The 18,143-nt window shown below is 58.9% G+C and carries 28 protein-coding genes; 7 read left to right on the plus strand and 21 right to left on the minus strand.

Features of this window, described 5'->3' with window-relative positions; translation table 11 throughout:
- Positions 1-46: 46 nt before the first annotated feature.
- The 21 genes from DEM27_RS31710 to DEM27_RS31805 form a co-directional block, all read right to left on the minus strand.
- On the minus strand, positions 47-1,216 hold the full coding sequence (locus DEM27_RS31710) for an RtcB family protein (RefSeq protein WP_109462232.1): 1,170 nt from the start codon (positions 1,214-1,216) through the stop codon (positions 47-49).
- Positions 1,217-1,297: 81 nt separating this feature from the next.
- Entirely contained in the window at positions 1,298-2,983 is a 1,686-nt protein-coding gene (locus DEM27_RS31715) for a DEAD/DEAH box helicase (protein WP_109462233.1), read from the minus strand.
- Positions 2,983-3,480, minus strand: coding sequence for an RNA polymerase sigma factor (locus tag DEM27_RS31720; RefSeq protein WP_109462234.1), 498 nt, complete (start codon positions 3,478-3,480; stop codon positions 2,983-2,985). Before DEM27_RS31720 ends, DEM27_RS31715 begins: the two co-directional genes overlap by 1 nt.
- Positions 3,477-3,743: a hypothetical protein gene (locus DEM27_RS31725; protein ID WP_109462235.1), complete on the minus strand. Its 267-nt coding sequence runs from the start codon at positions 3,741-3,743 to the stop codon at positions 3,477-3,479. The genes DEM27_RS31720 and DEM27_RS31725 overlap by 4 nt, the downstream gene beginning before the upstream one ends.
- 25 nt (positions 3,744-3,768) lie before the next feature.
- On the minus strand, positions 3,769-4,728 hold the full coding sequence (locus DEM27_RS31730; RefSeq protein ID WP_109462236.1) for a PD-(D/E)XK nuclease family protein: 960 nt from the start codon (positions 4,726-4,728) through the stop codon (positions 3,769-3,771).
- Complete coding sequence (locus DEM27_RS31735) at positions 4,728-4,940, minus strand: hypothetical protein (RefSeq protein ID WP_109462237.1); 213 nt, start codon at positions 4,938-4,940, stop codon at positions 4,728-4,730. The genes DEM27_RS31730 and DEM27_RS31735 overlap by 1 nt, the downstream gene beginning before the upstream one ends.
- Positions 4,933-5,130, minus strand: a complete 198-nt coding sequence (locus tag DEM27_RS31740) for a hypothetical protein (protein WP_109462238.1) — start codon at positions 5,128-5,130, stop codon at positions 4,933-4,935. The genes DEM27_RS31735 and DEM27_RS31740 overlap by 8 nt, the downstream gene beginning before the upstream one ends.
- Positions 5,130-5,465 carry a hypothetical protein gene (locus tag DEM27_RS31745; RefSeq protein WP_109462239.1) on the minus strand — a complete coding sequence of 112 codons (336 nt, stop codon included), beginning with the start codon at positions 5,463-5,465 and terminating at the stop codon, positions 5,130-5,132. The genes DEM27_RS31740 and DEM27_RS31745 overlap by 1 nt, the downstream gene beginning before the upstream one ends.
- 2 nt (positions 5,466-5,467) lie before the next feature.
- On the minus strand, positions 5,468-6,529 hold the full coding sequence (dnaN, locus tag DEM27_RS31750; RefSeq protein WP_109462240.1) for a DNA polymerase III subunit beta: 1,062 nt from the start codon (positions 6,527-6,529) through the stop codon (positions 5,468-5,470).
- Between the two features lie 52 nt (positions 6,530-6,581).
- A complete protein-coding gene (locus tag DEM27_RS31755; RefSeq protein WP_165823708.1) occupies positions 6,582-7,094 on the minus strand; it encodes a 3'-5' exonuclease in 513 nt (170 codons plus the stop codon).
- 11 nt (positions 7,095-7,105) lie between these two features.
- Complete coding sequence (locus tag DEM27_RS31760; protein ID WP_109462242.1) at positions 7,106-7,522, minus strand: beta-sandwich lipoprotein; 417 nt, start codon at positions 7,520-7,522, stop codon at positions 7,106-7,108.
- A gap of 56 nt (positions 7,523-7,578) precedes the next feature.
- A complete protein-coding gene (locus DEM27_RS31765; RefSeq protein WP_109462243.1) occupies positions 7,579-8,196 on the minus strand; it encodes a hypothetical protein in 618 nt (205 codons plus the stop codon).
- Between the two features lie 23 nt (positions 8,197-8,219).
- Entirely contained in the window at positions 8,220-8,369 is a 150-nt protein-coding gene (locus DEM27_RS34280) for a hypothetical protein (RefSeq protein WP_165823709.1), read from the minus strand.
- Positions 8,369-8,704, minus strand: a complete 336-nt coding sequence (locus DEM27_RS31770) for a hypothetical protein (RefSeq protein WP_109462244.1) — start codon at positions 8,702-8,704, stop codon at positions 8,369-8,371. Before DEM27_RS31770 ends, DEM27_RS34280 begins: the two co-directional genes overlap by 1 nt.
- Complete coding sequence (locus tag DEM27_RS31775) at positions 8,704-9,513, minus strand: ATP-binding protein (RefSeq protein WP_109462245.1); 810 nt, start codon at positions 9,511-9,513, stop codon at positions 8,704-8,706. Before DEM27_RS31775 ends, DEM27_RS31770 begins: the two co-directional genes overlap by 1 nt.
- Positions 9,514-9,603: 90 nt before the next feature.
- Complete coding sequence (locus DEM27_RS31780) at positions 9,604-9,849, minus strand: hypothetical protein (protein WP_109462246.1); 246 nt, start codon at positions 9,847-9,849, stop codon at positions 9,604-9,606.
- Positions 9,850-9,941: 92 nt separating this feature from the next.
- A complete protein-coding gene (locus DEM27_RS34485; protein WP_205909003.1) occupies positions 9,942-10,919 on the minus strand; it encodes a ribosomal protein L7/L12 in 978 nt (325 codons plus the stop codon).
- Positions 10,920-10,921: 2 nt separating this feature from the next.
- Positions 10,922-11,206, minus strand: a complete 285-nt coding sequence (locus DEM27_RS31790) for a hypothetical protein (RefSeq protein WP_337250489.1) — start codon at positions 11,204-11,206, stop codon at positions 10,922-10,924.
- Positions 11,203-11,460 carry a hypothetical protein gene (locus DEM27_RS31795; RefSeq protein WP_128755613.1) on the minus strand — a complete coding sequence of 86 codons (258 nt, stop codon included), beginning with the start codon at positions 11,458-11,460 and terminating at the stop codon, positions 11,203-11,205. Before DEM27_RS31795 ends, DEM27_RS31790 begins: the two co-directional genes overlap by 4 nt.
- 337 nt (positions 11,461-11,797) lie before the next feature.
- Complete coding sequence (locus tag DEM27_RS31800; RefSeq protein WP_109462249.1) at positions 11,798-12,667, minus strand: hypothetical protein; 870 nt, start codon at positions 12,665-12,667, stop codon at positions 11,798-11,800.
- A 411-nt stretch (positions 12,668-13,078) separates the two neighbouring features.
- A complete protein-coding gene (locus tag DEM27_RS31805) occupies positions 13,079-13,681 on the minus strand; it encodes a hypothetical protein (protein WP_128755614.1) in 603 nt (200 codons plus the stop codon).
- Positions 13,682-14,857: 1,176 nt separating this feature from the next.
- On the opposite strand from DEM27_RS31805, the gene DEM27_RS31810 reads away from it, so the two are divergent.
- From DEM27_RS31810 to DEM27_RS33760, 7 genes are all read left to right on the plus strand, one after another.
- Entirely contained in the window at positions 14,858-15,601 is a 744-nt protein-coding gene (locus DEM27_RS31810; protein WP_245446262.1) for an XRE family transcriptional regulator, read from the plus strand.
- Positions 15,602-16,074: 473 nt separating this feature from the next.
- Complete coding sequence (locus DEM27_RS31825) at positions 16,075-16,464, plus strand: hypothetical protein (protein ID WP_205909004.1); 390 nt, start codon at positions 16,075-16,077, stop codon at positions 16,462-16,464.
- Complete coding sequence (locus DEM27_RS34285; protein ID WP_165823710.1) at positions 16,461-16,604, plus strand: hypothetical protein; 144 nt, start codon at positions 16,461-16,463, stop codon at positions 16,602-16,604. The genes DEM27_RS31825 and DEM27_RS34285 overlap by 4 nt, the downstream gene beginning before the upstream one ends.
- A gap of 35 nt (positions 16,605-16,639) precedes the next feature.
- A complete protein-coding gene (locus DEM27_RS31830) occupies positions 16,640-17,242 on the plus strand; it encodes a DUF7666 domain-containing protein (RefSeq protein ID WP_109462255.1) in 603 nt (200 codons plus the stop codon).
- Between the two features lie 25 nt (positions 17,243-17,267).
- Positions 17,268-17,519 carry a hypothetical protein gene (locus DEM27_RS31835; RefSeq protein WP_109462256.1) on the plus strand — a complete coding sequence of 84 codons (252 nt, stop codon included), beginning with the start codon at positions 17,268-17,270 and terminating at the stop codon, positions 17,517-17,519.
- Positions 17,516-17,881 (plus strand): A1S_2505 family phage non-structural protein, encoded by a 366-nt coding sequence (locus DEM27_RS31840; protein WP_109462257.1) that lies wholly within the window; start codon positions 17,516-17,518, stop codon positions 17,879-17,881. The genes DEM27_RS31835 and DEM27_RS31840 overlap by 4 nt, the downstream gene beginning before the upstream one ends.
- On the plus strand, positions 17,881-18,143 hold a 263-nt coding region (locus tag DEM27_RS33760; RefSeq protein WP_133251705.1), incomplete at its 3' end, for a hypothetical protein. The genes DEM27_RS31840 and DEM27_RS33760, both read left to right, overlap by 1 nt.

The raw sequence follows: 18,143 nt of genomic DNA on the forward strand, positions 1-18,143 counted from the left end.
GGGTCTCGCTCTGCTGATTACGCGGTTGCTACCCGCGATTTATGGCTCAGTCCTTGTAGGGATCGAATTCGTTGCTGCCCGCCATGATGACGCCGCGAGGCTTCAGGACGTGCTCGATCGAGATCGTGCCTGCGTGAGCGGCGAGAACCTCAGGCAGGCGTCGGTAGGCCTGCGGTGCTTCGTCGAGGTCGCTGCCAAGCACGGTGACACCTTTGTCGCGAATCCACCGCTGCCACTCATCGTGGCGCACTTTGCCAGGCTGGCGGATCTTCTTCCCGTCCACCTTCACAAACTTGCCGCGAGCTTCGGTTCGCGACATCACACGACCGGCGCCGTGCACGGTGGAGTACAATGATGCTGCCGACTCCGGCGTGTCAACGCCGCGCAAGATGACGGCGTCATCGCCCATGGAGCCACCGACGAAACCATACTGGCCTGGGAATGCCGGCGTTGCGCCTTTGCGAACCACCCACATGTCGATTCCGCCATGGTTCTCGTGCCAGGCAAAATTGTGGTGGTTGTGAACACTGAACGTGACAGCGCCGCCAATGATTTGACGGACACGCTCAACCACCCACTCACGGCCAGCGTAGGCGTAGAGACCACCAAGTTCTATGCCCGCTAGATAGCCTCGCCCCGTATCGCTGTCTGCAGGAAGCAGTGCCGGCGGCACTTCCATTCCATCTTTGGCGCCAGCGAGCGCGAGGTACTTTGTCGTAATCTTGTGGCCGAGCCCGCGAGAGCCAAAGTGCACGCCGATCCACGTGGCGCCGTCGTCGCCCTCGAAGATATCGACATAGTGATTGCCCGAGCCGACAGTGCCCAGTTGAGCTTGCGCCATCGATTTCAGGTCTGCGACCTCGGCAGCGTCCCAAAGGTCGCTCTCAAAAATCTCATGCTCGACACGCTCATCATTTTTACGACCGACTCCGAACGAAACGACGCGGGAGATATCCTGGAGTATCTCACCGATGCGCGGCGCGATATCGGCATAAGGCGTATCGAGGCGGACTGCCATGTTGCCGCAAGCGATGTCGAAACCCACGCCGCTGATGCTGATGTGGTCGGTGTAGCCCACTACGCCACCGATCGGATGCGCGTAGCCCAGGTGTCCGTCAGCGCACAACACGCCTGCGGCAGCACTGCCGGTGTTCATGCACGTTTCCATCTGCCCGATGGTTTTGTCGTCATGTTGACCATAAATCTTGAAGGTCATGATATCTCCTCTTGTGGTGGCGACGCATGGTAGGCGCTGCATGTTGGCGACTACGCCGGTCGCAAACTCAGACGTCAACCGCTAAAATGGGATGTCGTCGTCCATCTGGGCGCGCCAATCGACGTTGTCGTTCGCGGGCGGTTCGCGGTTGTCATTGGCAGCAGCAACCCCGACGCGGTGCGCCATGATATCGGGATACTTGGGATCCCGCTCGTAGTTCAGCTGGATCTCGGTAGTATCCATCAATTCAGCTTGCCGCTCCAGGAACTCCAAAACATCGCGCGGGAACGGGCGCTTTCCGCCGTGCATCATCCACCACCGATCGGCTTTTGATTTCGGATATCCGGTGTGGGCACAGCAGACCCACTCATTCACCTGCTTCATGCCGACGAGGTAGCTGACCTTGACACTGTCCGGCTTGCCGGGCTTGCCTGGGTGATGGAAGAACGACCTTGCCGAAACTACATGCCAAGGCTTTTCGGTTGAGAGCACCGGCGTAATGTCGGCCTTGGCCGTGATCTTCTCTTCCTCATTTGGTGGGAAGACGTAGCCGCAGCACTGACACGTCATGATCGAAATCGGAATAAGCTCACCACACCCGCACTGACCATTTATGTCCGGCGCATCGGGTGGGCACAGCTTCTTCGGCTGCTCGCCAAGACCTTTGCCCGGCTCGCGCGGCCGAATCTGATCAATCGGCCCATGATACGCGAGATTCCGTCCATGGTCGGCCACCAGGCAGTCGGTCTTGCCCGGTGAGTTGCGGGTGCCGCGGCCAAGAATCTGCACCAGCTTTCCGGCCGACTTCGTGCTGATCAGCAGCGATATGAAGTCGACGAAGGGGAAATTCGTGCCGGTGGTAATCATGTTGACCGACACGATCGACCACAACTCCCCGGCCTTAAACGCCGTGAATATGCGGTCCATCTCGTGAGCGTTATCGCTGGTCAATGCTTCGCAGGTCCGGCCGTGTCGCCGGATCGCGTCGCGTATGTGGATCGCATTTTCCTTGCTGGTGCAGAAGAATAACCCCGCCCGCCTGTCGGCGGATGCAATCATGTCTTCGGCGATCGCCTCCTCGATGATGTGTTCTGCCGCTTCGGCCACCTGCCCTGGGATGTAATCGCCACCACGGGTGCCGATGCCCTTCAAATTTATCTTCGCTGCAGTTTTCTGGCTGGTTAGGCGGGTGAGATATCCTTGCTCCATTAGATCGCCAATGCCGATCTCGTAGACGACGTCATCGAATAGTCGGTCGTCGCCTTCCGTCAGGCGACCGGAATCCATCCGGTAATCTGTAGCGGTCGTCCCGCAAACGCGGCTGTCCGGATTGGCTTCACGAACCGCTTCGAAGAATTTTCCGTACTGCGTGTCGGAATTCCGGCTGATCGCATGCGCTTCATCAACAATGACCAGGTCGATTTCGCCAATCTGCGCCACCTTGTTCCATACGGACTGGATGCCGCAGAAAAGCACCTGCGCCGACGCGTCGCGCCGCTTCAAGCCAGCCGAATAGATCCCCGCGGGCGCGAACGGAAGCAACCCGACGAATTCCTTGTAGTTCTGTCCGACAAGATTGGCGGCATGCGTGACGTTGAGGATACGCATGCTGGGATAGTCGGAGAGTAGTTCCTCGATAATCTTGGCAATGACCAGCGCCTTGCCGGCGCCAGTCGGCAGCACGATAAGACCGTTGCCGCCGCCCTTCCCCCAGTATTCGTAGAGAGCATTAATCGATGCCCGCTGGTAGTCGCGGAGTTCAAGCATCACGCCGCGTCCTGCAACGCCCGCCGGCCCAGTTCCTCGCGCTGGCGTATACGCTCTTTTGAAACGCCATACTTTTCTGCGATCTCGCGCAAGCCATCACCCATCGCCCGGCGCAAGACGACTTCGCCATGACGGTTGGCGTCCAGTTGTTCCAGCGTCTGCAAAAGCTCGAGGCGTTCGATTTGGTTCGGCAAGTAGCTTGCCGACACCATCGACTCCTCATCGTCAACGAACGTGATGCGCGTTTTGCGCTTCGCCTCGCGCCGGCGTTTGTCCTGGGCTTTGTGGCGCATGCACAAGGTGATCCAGTTGTAAAAGCCACCGTCTGGGCGGAAGCTTTTCCAGTGGAGCAGGATATATGCGAGTGATTCCTGCACCAGTTCTTCGCGCTCGTCGGTATTGTTGCACAGGCGGGAGGCGAGCCGCTTTAGGTGCGGCATGTAGCCTAGCAGGCGCGCATCGAATTCTGCAGGACGGTTATCGTTGGCCGGGGTCATGCTGCTGCCCTCCCTTGGAGAATTTCAAATTCGATCGACTGCGCGATCATGAAGGCGATTGTTGATCGGGCATCGTGGTCGAGCCCGCTTGCCTGTCTGTGCCAGTAGTCGGCGCCTTGCGGCGTCCGCGCCCAGATGAAGGCGCGCTCTAACGCCGTCATGTCGCCAGCAAGAACCTGATGAGCTCTGGCGATATCGAGGCGCATTGCGGTGAGGTCATAGAAGGGCACGGCTCCGCCTTGCTGCCCGAGGTCAGCAAACATGTCGGTCTCCTCTTTCGATGTGGTGTCAGGCTGCTTGGTCGGCGGCCGGAGTGTTGTCGGTAGCGGCGCCGTCCACCCAAAGCTCGCCGTTGGGCAAGCGGTAGGTAATGGTCTCGCTGGCTTCATCGGCGTTGATCATTTCGAGCCCGGCAAGCGTCGTCGGGATGAAAAGGTGGGCCGGGCATCCGGCTGCTTGGTCGTCGAGCGAGAGCGGTTGATGCCATCGCGCGCAATCCCATGCGGCATTGCCTGTCATCAACGGCGTGCTGTGGATGCATGTTCTGCAGTGGGCGCGCGGCATTTGCTCGCCCCAACACACCGCAGCCTGGCGGCAGAACCGCCCGCGGAAGTCGTCTCTTTTCTTGCAAAGCCGCACGGGCGGCTCGGGCATGTTGATGATGCGTTCAATGCGGGCCACCGCTCTGATGGCAAATGCGGCGTCGTATTCGACCCGCTCGAGGTGCAGATCCTCGTCGTTCTTGTTGCTCATCATGTAGTAGACGCGATCGACGCCCAGGCCGAACATGTAGAATTGAAACGTGGCGTAGTGATCTGGCTTGCCGGCCTTTACGCCCTTATTCTTGACGACGCGGAAAACTTCCTGCTTTGCAGATTTGCACTCCACAATGTGCTCAGTCTTCGGCGCCTCGACGATACCGAGAGCGCGGCCGTCGATCTTGCCGCGGAGGTGCCCGCCAGCGGCGCGAACCCTGTCCTGCTGCCCCCACACCTCACATCCGACCAGCCGCAAGAGGTCAATTAATCGCTCTTCTTCGATGTTGCCGCGCTCGAAGATCCGCCGCTTTTGCCAGTCGATGCGCTCCCCTGGCGAGGCTCGCCGAAACGAAAGCCAGATCTGCCTGTCGCATTCAAGGCCAATGTCGCCGGCTGGCACGCCGACGGATTCCCAGTCGTCATGTCCCGCCTCGAGCGCGGCTTGAATTTCGAGCAAGGTGCTGGATGTGGGCTTGGGGATTGGGACCATTAGACAGTCCACCCCATGAAACGTTGCAGAGTTGCACCCATGCGGGCGGCGACGCTGCAATGCTCTGGGGTACGCCCGTAGGTCGTCATGTGCTCGCCATGGGGCTCAGGGCTGTCGTGGCAGCGACGAGCGTAAATCACGATCTGATCATACCCGTACTCATCGGCGATCCGCTTCGCGGCGGCGATTGGGATTTCTGTCATGTCACGCATCGAGCAGCCTCCTTTCGATTTCATAGCAATCGTCGCCGCCCGTGTAGCCGCCGGTGTGCGTGATGCGGTGAGCCGTTCCATCCTGCATCGTGACCACCAATGCCGTGGAAGTGTACAAGCGGTCCCAGTGGACGCTGGCGACCAGATCCTTGTTGACGGCGAGTTCTTTGGTCAGGCGAGTTAGGGCCATCAAAACATCTCCATCGTTTTCAAGCATCGAGCCGGGAAGCGTGCGTCCTGCTCGAAAGCCAGGCACGCGGCCAGCCCGTCACGTGTCACCCACTCCTCGACTGAATTCCCCGTCATCCCGCAATCCAGGATGACGCAGCAGCCCGGAACGTGGTTGCCGAATTCATCTTCCCAGTCTTCAGCCTTGTCGTGGATGCAATGACGGCACCAATCACGCTCAAACTTTTCGGCTTCGGCTTGATCGGCCGGCCGCCAGAGCCCTGCCGCCGGAGCAGCAGGGACAAAGCCAACTTGAGCGCGCAAAGCCTTGGCGAAGTAGGCTTGCAGGTCTTCCATGGTCAGACCCTCATAGGCATCAGGACGCCGGTCCAACCATCAAAACCCGCCGACGTGATAACGCCCGGCGCGCCGCCATCGAGAAGCGCCAACTTGACCGGGCCAGCCGGCACGACTGAGAAAAGATCGCGGATGTACTGGCTGTTGAACCCAATATCGAGAGGTTCGCCGCCGTATTCCGCGGCGATTTCATCGCTGGCGCTGCCCGATTCCGGGTTGTTGACAGACAGGCTGATAGCGCCCGGCGCGATGCTGAAACGCACAGCCCGACCACGCTCAGATGAGATCGTGGAGACGCGGTCTGCGGCTTTCATGATCTCGTCGCGGTCGACAGTGATGATCTTGTCGTTGGCCGTCGGAATGACGCGATTGTAGTCAGGGAACGTCCCGTCGATCAGCTTGCTGACGATGACCAAATCACCTGCTTCAACACGGATCTTGCTGTCCGACACGGACACCGTCACCGAGCCCTTCGGCAACAGCCCAACAATCTTTCGCGGCACGATGATGCCTGCGAACTCGGCACTGGCCGCAACGTGATGCCGCGAAAGACGATGACCGTCCGTCGCCACTGCGATGGTCTTGTCGAACTCCCCCTTGAAGAAGATGCCATTTAGATAGTAGCGCGTTTCCTCGGTTGAAATCGCAAATTGAACCGGCGCGAACAGGGCGGCGAGATCAATGTCAAAGGTGGCGTTGTATGTGCCGGCTGTTAAATCGGGGAAGTCCGATGCTGGCAACGTTGCAAGTGAAAAGCGCGACCTGCCTGACTTGACGATTAGCTGGTCGCCCTCAAGCGTCAAGCTGACGTCGTCGTTGCCCGCCTTCTTTGCGATGTCCGCCAAAAGCTTGGCGTTGACGCAAGTCTCCCCGGCTGCGTGAACCGAAGCGGCGGCCGAAGCGGTAACTTCGACATCCAGATCGGTACCTCGCAGTGTCAGGCAATCGCCGTCAGCCGACAGGCGCAGCATGGACAGGACCGGGACGGTGTTTCGCGCCTCGACCGCTCTGCCGACAGCAGTGACGGCGCGCGCAAGGTCTGCGCGCTTTATGGAAAGCTGCATGATGTCTCCTCTTGTGGTGGGAATGGCGCCGGTGGTGAGCCGGCGCGGTAGGTTAGGCTTGCGGTCCGAAACGGCCATATGCCTCGATCACGCCCATTGCCTGCGCTTTCGCATCATCAAGAGCGTTGTGGGCGATGCCAACGCTTGGCTGCGTGGTGCCCGTGAGGTCAAAGAGTGTACGGCAGTCCCTAGGCGATCGGTAATGCCAGGGCGTTTCCATTCCACAAGCTTGAAATGCCGATTCAATCAAAACTAAATCAAACGATGGAGGTTTCGCCCACACGCGATCCGCACACGTACGTCGAACATATGTGGAGAATTCTGCTAGTACTCCGCCAACCTGGCGGTCGCCGGCAAATGCCGATCGACGAGCCTCTTCCGATTGTTCCATCCACCATTGAACGGTTGCAGCATCGATGGTCAGACCTGCCTTCGTGGCGCTCGCTGGATTGATGGAAGCGTAAAATTCTTCTCCGAATTCTCCGGTCAGGGCGTCGAAAGTAACTGCTCCGATGCTAAGAATCACGCTTCCCGGTTTCGTGCCAAGGGTTTCAATATCGATCATTAGGTCTCGCATCACTCACCTCCCGAAAGAAGTTCGCCGGCGTCGCCGCGGAAATCGATGTCCGGCAAGATGGACTGCGGCTTGAAAGTGACGCGATAGTGGTAGGCGCTGGCCTTGGCGGGTTCCAACTGCTCGACGAAGAAGGTCACGTTGTCGGACAGGCCGAGGAAGTGTTTCTTGTATGAGGACGGCCCAGTCTTGCAGGTGATCGTGACTTGGCGAGCAGGATCGTTATTGCCGAGCGAACAAAGGCCCTCGATGCTCAGCATGTAGCCGCCGGTAATTCCGTTATAGAACACGACGCGGCGGGTGATTTCGAAGTTGTCAGCCGCCTTCGAAAGATTGTGCGACGCTACATCGGCGTCATTTGTGCAGCCAGTCAGCATCAGAGCAGCGCCAATCGCAGCTGCAGCAATCCGTTTCAACATTTAAGTCTCCTCTTGTGGTGAGGCGGGCCGCTGGTAACGGCCCGCATACGGCGTGGTTACTTGCTCCACGGGTTCTTTTTGGCACCTCCCGCCGCAGCAGCGGGCGCCGGTCTTGCCGCAGCGGGCCGGTTGTCGTTGGCAGGCGTTCTTGCCGCGCCGCTCTTAAACGGTGGGCGTTTCGCAGTGCCGTCGCCGATCAAGCCGAGTTGCGGCACGGGTTCTTTCGCTGCGGCGTCTTCGAAGAAGAAGCGAGCGATCTGGTTTTTGTCTTTGTAGTTGCCCGAGCCGTCAGCCTTCGGGCCGCCTTCTTGGATCTCGATTTCTGCGACGAACGACTTGAACAGCAATTCGTCGGTATCGGTGTCGCCGGTGATATTCACATCGACGGCGCGGCCCAGGCGGTCGAACTGCGGCTTGCCGTATTTGTACTGGCCGTGATTGAAGCCGTCGGCATGGACGATGGTCCAGTATGCCCAAAACTTCTTGCCCTTCAGGTCTTCCGGCTCCTGCACCTCGAAGGTGATTTCGGCCTGATAGCCCTTCGTGTCGTTCGTAGGCTTGAGCTCGATCGCCTCCGCCCAGATGCGGCAATAGCTGTGCGGGATGAGCCCGCCACCGCCCTGTTTGTCGGTATTCTCGAAGTCCACCTCGTAATCAAATCCGAGTTTGGCCATGCATGGTCTCCTTGTGGTGTGGTTTAGAGCAGGTAGTAGCGATAAGGCACGCTACCGAAGGGCGTGGATGTCTGGTCACGCCAGACATTGGTGAGCCAAACCCAGATGAGCCGTCCGCCGCGAGTGCGGGCCTTGACCGGGAACCAGGCGAACCAGGATTCACCGCGGAACATCAAGCCAGCTCCCGCGAAGGACCGATGACATCGGACAGGTCAATGCCGACGAGCTTGGCGATGGCGCGCAAAAGCTCCATCTTCTCTTCGACCTCGCAGTGAGGCTCGTGGTTGTCCTCGTCGTACTTCTTCGCCCGTTTCAGGAGTTCCTTCATTTCCTGCACGTCACGCTTGAGGGCGTCGAACTCATCGCGGGTGATGTCGGGCTTTAGGTTGAAGGGAATGCGGGGCCGTGCTGGCGCGGGGTCCACCTCCCACGGCTGCGGGAAGTATGGTGCCCAAGGGCCGCGCGTCTTATCAGCGAAGTGGTCGCCAACCATCGACACGACACACATCAGGCCGCATCCTCTTCTTCCGCGGGCGCCTCTGTCACGACGTCCGGCTGCGGCGGGAAGTACTGGTTGAGGATGTCGAAGCCCTTGCCCTGTTTGAAAGGCAGCGTCGGCTTGGGGATGGAATACCGGTTGCCGGCGACGTAACCTGGCCTCTCCTGCACAGCGATGGAGACGTCGCCACCGCCCTGCCCGCGGTTGGCAGTCTTCTTGAAGCCGAGATCTTCCTTCTTGATCGACACCGGCTGGTGCAGAAAGCCAATAAGGTCCGATGCGGCGCAGATGGCCGACGATGAATCGTCGCGCAGGTTGAGGTTGTAACGCGGATAGCTGTCCGTGGTGATGCCCGGAACAGTCTTGGCTTTAACGTGAGCAATGAGCACCACATAGAAGCCAGCTTTCTTAAGCTCGAGCACCTTGGCAATGAATTCCAGCCACACGGCATGTGCGGCGGCATAGCCCTTGCCGAAGCCTGGCGCCTCGATGTCGGGCCAGTCGTTGCGTGCGCAAGCCTCTGCGTTGATCATCGTCTCGAGGCCATCAAGTGCGTCAAGAACGAAGGTGCGCCGGTCGTGCTCGGCCTGCAGCATGAATTCCATCTGGTCGATGACGTCCTGGTAAACGTCGGAAACGCCGAAGGACTTCATGGGCGAGCCAGCGGACTGCCTTTCGCCCTCGCTGGTCCGGCAGTAATAAGGCGCGGGCCACTCCGACGCGAGGGTGGTTTTGCCGAGTTTCGCCCCGCCATAGATGGTTACAACGGGCGGGTCGGTATCTGATGTGTCTTCAAGCTTATCCCAAGAGATAGCCATGTAGCTCTCCTCATTGCAGAAAGGCGAGGATGAAAAGGAAGGCGGCGTAAGCGACGACCAGGTGCACGTCGTTGCAGCGCGGCTTGCGCGTCAGTCGGGGTCGAACAGCTTGCAAAGCAGCCACCAACCGATCAGCGCGAAGATCATGAAGAGCACGACCGCTGGGGACGAAACCAAGGCAGCAACGAATGCAGCCGCGCAGCCGGCCGCATAAATGCTACGGCGAAGGGTCGGCGGCTTGAATCGAAACGGTTTAGTTGGGATGGGCGTGGCGTCAAGCCGCGAGACCGGGACATAGTCGAGCGGCGGGCCGGTGAGGTCTGCGTCTTTGGTCATGCTGCGCTCTTGATAAAAACAGACATAAAGCCTCCTCTGACCTCTTGCGCATAGCGCAAGAGGTTTGGTGGTGGTTTGTGATTTTGGTGGCGTTAGGCGGCTCGCGCGGCCCAGTCTTCGACGGCGTTTTTTGCCGTGGCCAACCCCAGTCCCGTAATGGCGCGAAGCTCCTTGATCGCATTGACCTTCTGGCCTGCGGCAGCTAGGCGCTGCCACTCATGGTCATAAGTCGGCTTGGGCACCTGGAACGTACCGTTCAGCACGTAGACGCCGAACTCCTGGCCCTTGTGCTTGGCGGCAAGGCGGTTGGCCTCGGCGGTGGCAGCCCCCACGGTGTTGTGGATGTACGGTCGTGCCGCAGGCTTAGGCTGGCCGTCCTCGATGAGGGCAACGATTGCGGTGGGGTCGACACCATGGGACGCCGCCGACCGCACCAGCCAATCGCAGCTAGACAGACTGTAACGCATCGGAATGCCAAAGGAGTCGATCCAGAAGGAATCTCCTTCAATGTGGGCCACTTCGTAATAACGAAGCCAACCGTTGCCTGGCCACTTGACCCAATCCCCAACCTTGAACTTCGGCTTGGCAACGTTGTCATTGCTCGCCGACGGTGTGCTGGCAGAGCCGCGTCCGTATTCGTCAGACAGGGTGTCGGACTGGGCGGCAACGTTGACTTTGGGCTCGGTCCATTCGGACACAAGGTCCGTAGGTCCTCCTCGATCTATCCGATAATATCGTTCGCCGGTATCGATCCAAAGGCGCCCACTGCCTTCGGCCGCCCAGGTGTCGCCGTTGAACTTATACATCGGCCCGATTTTCTGGCCATCGCGCGTCTTGTAAAATTTGCCTTTCTCTATTTTTAGAGGCGCATGTCGAATCACTGAGGGTGAAAAAAACCACCGGTTTTGTACTTTATCGCCGAGGCTGCCGTCATGGCCGCCCGCCCATCCGTCGCCAAACTCCACAAGCACGGAATAATCGTCGAAAGCCGAAACCACGCCTTCGTGCTCTCCCACTACACCGCCACGCCCCTTTGCAATGACCCGGTCGTCAACCTTAAACTTGCCCATGTTCAAGCCCTCCCCGCGGCACGAACAGCCGCCAAATCGATGATGTCTGCGGACGGTGCATCCGCCGGCGGCTTTGCGGCGCTGCCGCTGTTGTCGAATTCCGGATCTGGCTCAAGCTCGATGAATTCGTACCAGACCGGTTGGAGCACGCCGACGAGGCGCACCTGATATTCACGGCCCCAAGAGCGCTCGCCGATGATCTGGCCGGTAACGAGATGATTGGACGTCAGGCGAACCTGGTCGCCATAGTCGAAGAAGACGCCTTCGCATTCGTCGCACATATTCATGCTGCCACCCTGGCATGGCCGTCGATGGTCGGTATGCGTTTGAGCGTCACAGGCATAAGGCCCGAAGTCGTCGAGCAGCCGCCGTTCCGCGGCGACATGACGGTGATGCGGTCAGGATAGTTGTCGTTGTCAGCGACGGGCCGCGGCGGCTTGCGGCCGTTAATGGCCTCAAGGATAGTTGTCTTTCCGAAGCCGAACTCGTGGGCGAGCGTCTGAAACGATGCTCCCTCAGACTTGCGGGCACGGATGCGCATTAGCATCCCGTCAGGGATCAACTTTGGTCTCATAAAATCTCCTCTGTGGTGTATCCAACTTGGTGGATGGATGTCGCGACCCTGGCGGTCGCAAACTCTATACGCAAGTGAAATCTTGACATCTTAAACGCCAAGACATAGATCTTGCGTTGAGGCCGCAAGGTCTCCTCAATGAGCTGGCGGAGGTTGTGGTGACCGTTGATGCCAGGTCTTAAACGGGGCGGGCTACGGGTGGTGCCGGGCTGTTAACGCCCCGTTTTGTTTTTTGGGGTGTTTGCGGGGTTAGGCGCCCGTTAGCTGGGTTTCGATGGTGCCGTGGCCACGCCCCACAATTCCTTCACCCCATGCACCGGCGCCATTCGGCGAACATCATCCGCAAGAGGCGCTTTTCGGTGTATCGCTTCGCCCGATTTGCGGCGTGGGCGGTATAGCTGTCTTTGCCGGTTTTCGATTCCTTGATGGCTTCACCGGTCTTGTGCGGCAGGCGTTCTGCCTCATAACGGGCGCGATTCGCAAAGACCTTTTGCAGCGTCGTGTATTCCGTGTTGTCGTCGATGACTTCGCCGAACAGCGGACGGAATTTGCCCATACCGAGGATAATCGAGTTTCCGACATTCCACATCAGTGAACGCCGGGTCGGCGAGTACGCGTGAAGCAGCGCTTCGTCTCCAGCCTTACGGCGCTGGCGTTCACCGCCGATGACGGCCAATCCCATACGTTTCCAGACGGCCGAAACAGACTTGAAGTCGCCCAGGCTGTAAAACTCACCTGTTTCGCGGTGATATCCGCTGCACTCGCCAATGATACAGGCGGCCGACACGTCGCCAAGTCCCTTGATAGACTTCACCCATTCGAAGACCGGCAGCTTCTTGACGGCACGAACGAGCTCCTTTTCGTACCTGCCTTGCTGGTCGTCGAGGATCTTGAGCGACATAAGGTAGGGCGAAATTGCGCCGTAGTATTCGTGCTCTTCGTCTTTTGATGCCGCAGCGAAAGTGGCTGCGGCCTGCTCCTTGTCGCCATCGAAATGCCTGCGCAACGAAGCCTGCGCCTGCAAGATCAATTTGGTTCTGGCCTTCACCATGTCCTGGCGTAGGCGATAGTACTCAATGATATCTTCAATCGCCTCGGTATAGATGCCCGACGTTTTGAATGGCGCGGCGGGCATTGTTACGGGCGGAGTTGCAAGTTCGGTATTCAGATACATGGTGGTCTCCTCTTATGTGCCGAGCCAATGGGTTGCGGGCTTCGGCGTGGTGGTTTGGGGTCCAGAAGGCGCGGCAGATAACCGATGGGTTGCACTCCGCCAATGGCCGCGCCTTCTGGGGTTGGTTGCGAGCGGGCACGGCGCATGAAAGGTGCACGTGGCGTCGATGGCGCCTGCTCGTTGCCTGCCGTGCAGGCGATAGGGATGAAGTGGCGCGGCGGTGTGGATGTGGGTTGCGCTTGGCCCATAGCCGCACCACTTCAAACAGGTTGCAGATGGGTGGCAACAACCGCAGGGGCTGCGTTCTTCTCCAGGCCATTCCACCTGCAAAGGATTTGCTCGATGACTGGCGTGTATTCGTTGGGTTGCGCGCTACAAGTGGCCATCCATCGAGCAATTCAAAGCCCAAACCTAGACTTCCGAGGCCAGCGCCTTGCGCTGCAACTCCTCGATCCGCTTGAGCGACAATGACTTGTGAATGGGAACGCCGGGCTTCGCTGCAGATGCGATAGCAGAGAGCCAGCGGCCGGTGCGAACCATAGTGGCACCCTGGCCGAGATAATGGGCGATAGCGGGCGCGAGCTCTTCGGGCTTGGCCTGACCGAGCAGCACTTCGCCGCCTTGGCCGTCTTTAAATTTGGTGAGGTAAAGCCCCGTCAGCACCGCGCCAAAACGGCGGGCTCGGGCATTGCTAGCGGCCTTTGATGCGGCGCTCTGTTCGACGAACGGCACAACAGTAGATGGAAGCGGGTCGTTTGCGGCCTCGTCGACAATTTGGACCGAGCCGATATCTTCGCCGCGCAAGACGCGCTGACGGTCGGATCGAGAAATGGCGCCAACGATTGCTGCTGCGGCTTCCCGCCAGGCTTCTTCATGCAGCGCCGGGCGCTTGCGGAGTTGTGCGATCACAAGCTCAATTGCTTTGCCGCTATCGCGGCCAGCCTCATCGTACATGCGAAGGCATGTGGAATGCAGGTTTTCGGATCTCGCGCCTTGTGGTCTTGTTGCTGTCATAGTGGTCTCCTCTTGGTGGGGTGGCCTGCCGGGCGCGATTTCAATGGGTTGCGTGGGACGGTTGGCTTGGCAGGTATTGGTGTTGCGGGTGGCGGCGCTTGGTGACTGGGTTGCGGTGTCCCTTTGGCATCCACCTGCAATTCGGGTTGCGACGACGGTGGCGTCTTTCCCACGGACCGCGACAATTCCCTGGCCACCGTCGTCACAATGTTTGCTGATCGGCGAACATCTACTGGGCTGCGTAAGGTTCGTGGCCGATCAGCCCGCCTCGCGGCGGAGTGGGATTGAGAGAGGCGGCTCTCGCGGTTTGGGTTGCGGCGACTTCCTGGCCACCCCTCTCAATTTAATCACGAACGGCGCGGCGGCTTCTCGATGGACACCACGTGAATGATGGCCGCGCCGTTCGTATTTCTGGCCGTGTCGCCGCTTGGCGCCATCGGGTTGTTGGGTTGCTTGCCGCTGCGAACGCGGAATGGGTTGCGCGTTGCCATTGGCAACAACAAGCAATAAGGCTGAGAGCGGGGCGGCGCTGTTATGGTTTTCGCGGGCGCTCTGGCCACACTCTCAATTTCTGCTGACCGGCGCGTTTCCGCTGGATTTCGTTGGGTTAATGGCCGGTCAGCGCCCTCTCGGGCATGGGTTGCAAGTGGTGCGGCGCCATGTTCGTGGGTATCGCCGTCGTCCTGGCCACACCACTTGCGTTCGGTCGGGGAGGATGGCGGCGAGGCCGTTTTGAGTTTCGCCGCCTTTCTGGCCGCCACCCTACCCTAGCTAACTTTCCACAGCGCCGCTTGCGGCGTTCTGGAAAGCGGCCCGTCCTTTCTCGCGGGCCTATGGCGGCCCTCTCGCAGGCCACGCTCTTCTTCTATCCACCGCGCCTCGCGGCGCGCGTCTTCTTCTCTCACCTTGTTTGTCCTGATACATAATCCGCCCTCTCAAAAATTGATGTCACCGTCTTGGGTCGGCTAATGGTGGCCCGCGTTCCCGCGCAGGCCTGGTTCTAATTGTGTCTCTATCCTCGTTCGGTAGTCTTGGCATTCTCGGTCCTCCGTGAAGGACCCCTTCAGCGGCGCCCCTGTGCGTCGTTGACGAAAAGACCAATAGGCGATTCATGTACGTTATGCAAATTATTTTTTCACACATTGTACAATTAATTTTTGCTACATGCCACACAATATGAAAAAACCAATTTCGACTGACGAAGTGACGGCGATTATGGCTCAACGTCTTGTGGAGGCGCGGATCGCCGCCGGCTTCAGCAGGCGATCAGATGCCCTCAATCGGTTTACAAGCTGGAGTCCAAGCACCTACGCCAGCCACGAGTTAGGTCGGCGTCGCTTCGACTCCGATTTTGCTGAGAAGTATGCTGTCGCATTCAAGGTGCCGGTATCGCATCTCCTAGCGCACGATCTCTATTCTGCAGAAGAGACGAAGCCGACATCGAATATTGTCCGACTTCAGCGTCCGAGGCCAAACGCGAGCTTCCCTCCGATTTACCAATCGTTCAATACTGAATCGACCCTGCCTCTCCTAGGGCAGACTACCGGCGGTCCAAATGGGCGCTTCATCCTGAATGGAAGCGAAGTCGGCCGAGTCTTTTGCCCACCAATGCTGGAGGGAGTTGAAGGGGCGTATGCAGTGCGCGTCTTCGGAACATCCATGGAGCCACGCTTTAAGGCCGGCGAAACGGTCTGGATCAACCCACACGAGCCCGTTCGCGCCAAAGACGACGTCGTCGTGCAGCTGCTGACCGACGGCGAGGACCAGCCAACAGAAAGCTATATTAAAGAGTTTCGCTCGCAATCTTCAAAAGTTCTTCGCCTGTGGCAGCACAATCCTGACGAGGACGAAAGCCACGAGATGGTTTTTGACAACGAAGACGTCTTCTCTGTACACAAGATCGTATTTCATGCGGTTTGAGCTTCGCCACGCTCTATCCATGTAGGAATGATTGTCAGATTACGCTGCATTAAGGGGCGCTTAGGGCACTCTCCGCACCTTATTTTTCTGCACAGCTGCATGTAATTAGCTACGCCTATCTCATTAACCTTTCGCAGGTTCGAGCGGTAGAGCAGCCTTGAGTGCCCGCAATCATCACACGCAACATAAACTCGCGCCAGCTCGACGACGAGCCGCATTGCGTCAGGATGACTAATCGGAGCACTCGACATTACCTTTCTCCCATGTTCTCGTTATGTTCACATAACAAGCAGGTTGCGATTAAAGAGTCGAGTCGTTTGTTGCGAATCAGTTAAAAAATACAACCAGGCAAACTTGTGTACGTTTTGTGTTTGACAATTTGACGTAACGTACATATAGATCTCCTCACCGCCCACGAAGAAGCTCCCACAAGAGCCGATCTGGCCGGACACCCCACCACCGAGGAGACCGATATGTTCAGACAACCAGACGCCTACATCATTCCATCCCATCTCGACGACAGCGTCGATGACCTGCCTGTCGCGGCCCATAGCGACGAGCCCATGCCGCGCCCGGATCATAAGGCGAAAAAGCATGGCCGTCCCATGCGCCGTCGTTGGCCTAATTTCCCCCATGCTCGCCCGAAGGAATCTATCGGTGCGGGCTATTTCGTATTCAAACGCGGCGCGACGACCGGCCGGATTGAGACAGCGCCGCGCCGGTTCGCGGGCGGCATTCCGTTTGAGCACGAGACCTTTGAAGGCGCGGTCGACGAAGCGGCTCGCCTGACCGTAGAGCGCGGCGGCACGTTCGAGGTGTTCGCCCGTTGCGCGTTGGCCCAGACACCCGGCAGGCCGGAATGAACGCCATCCACGTCACGCCCATGACGCCGCTTCAGCGTTGCGTCGTCGACATCAGCGTTCTGCGACTTCGCGCCGTTGAGGTCGCCACCGCTGCTGGCATCCTGTTTTGGCTTGGCTGGCACGCCGCAGCCAGCTTCTAAACCACCTAACACCACAATTGAGGAGACTTATAACTATGGCAAGATCTGCCGAGAATGATGACGCACGCCTTGACGCTACCCCAGCTGCCAAGCTCGTAACCTATAAGGGCTACAACAAAGACCTGTCCTGCAGCCCCGATGGCGTGAAGTTCCAATATGAAATCGGAAAGACCTACGACAACGGCGGCCGTCCGGTACGCCGTTGCGGCGACGGCGCATTCCATTCGGTGGAAATGCCAATGGACGCTTGGAGCTATTACGGGCCTGCAAAAAGCCGGTACACCTTAACCGAGGCGTTCGGAGATATCGCGCGAGATGCAAACGGCGATTCCAAAATTGCATCAGCCAAGATCACAATCGGTGTCGAGTTGTCCCTCGGCGACCAGGCGCACTCGGCCACCACCGGCAACCGGGCGCACTCGGACGTGAAGGGCGCGAATTCAGTCGCGGTCGCCGTTGGCCGCAACTCCACGGCGACCGCCCACGAAGGCGGCGCCATCAGTCTTGCAGCTTACGACGACAATGTCTGGCCGCCTAAGCTGGTCGCCGTTCGCTCGTCGCTCGTCGGCGAGAATGGCATCGAGCCCGGCAAAAAATACCGGCTCACCACCGGCGGCGAATTCGAACTCGCCGCATGACCCAACACCACTGAGGAGACTGACTATGGAAAGAAGACCGCCCCCGCGCGGATACCAACCAAAGCCGTATCGCGGGACCGACTTGCAGGTAATCGCCAACCTGTCACCCGCGCGCGCCATCAAGCTCGGCATCCCCGCAGAGCGGCTGCGCTGGGTGTCCGAGTGGCACGCCTCGTTCAAGAGCAGCCGACACCAACACATCGCCGGACGGCTGAACCAAATCGCCAACGCGATGGCGTCCGTGAACGACAACCGCCCGCGGAGGACGGTGGCATGATGTCAAACGAGGCGACCGAGATTTTCGTGTTCGGATCCAACCTCGCCGGTATCCACGGAGCGGGCGCCGCCCGCTTCGCGGTCCAGCAGCACGGAGCCATCTATGGGCAGGGCATCGGCTTTCAGGGCCGCTCCTACGGCATTCCTACCAAGGATCACAAGTTAGAGACCTTGCCGCTTTCTGAAATCGAGAGACACGTCGAGGATTTCCTTGAGTTCGCTCGAGATCACGACGAGCTGACCTTCTATGTCACGCCCATCGGCTGCGGCCTAGCTGGTTACAGGCGTCCGCAAATTCGTCCGATGTTCGAGGACATGCCCGCCAATTGCAGGTTCGCCGAAACGTGGGAGGATGAGGAGTGATGACGGATGCGATAACTGACGAAATGGTCGAAGCCGCATGGCGGGCTTGCCCCGTGGGTAGCTTCGATCGTCATGTCGTGCGCGGCATGCTCGATGCTGCATTTTTTTTGGCTCGCACACCAGCACCCCAGGAGCAAATGACGGGCTTCGAACTGCCGGCCGACGTCATCGAAAGTCTGCTGAAAGTTGGCCTTGTTGAATGGGGCCAGACCTTTTGCCAGTCGGACGAAAAGCACATCGAGGATTATCGCGACACGCTGCG

The organism is Rhizobium album (assembly GCF_003122325.1).
Classification (GTDB): domain Bacteria; phylum Pseudomonadota; class Alphaproteobacteria; order Rhizobiales; family Rhizobiaceae; genus Metarhizobium; species Metarhizobium album.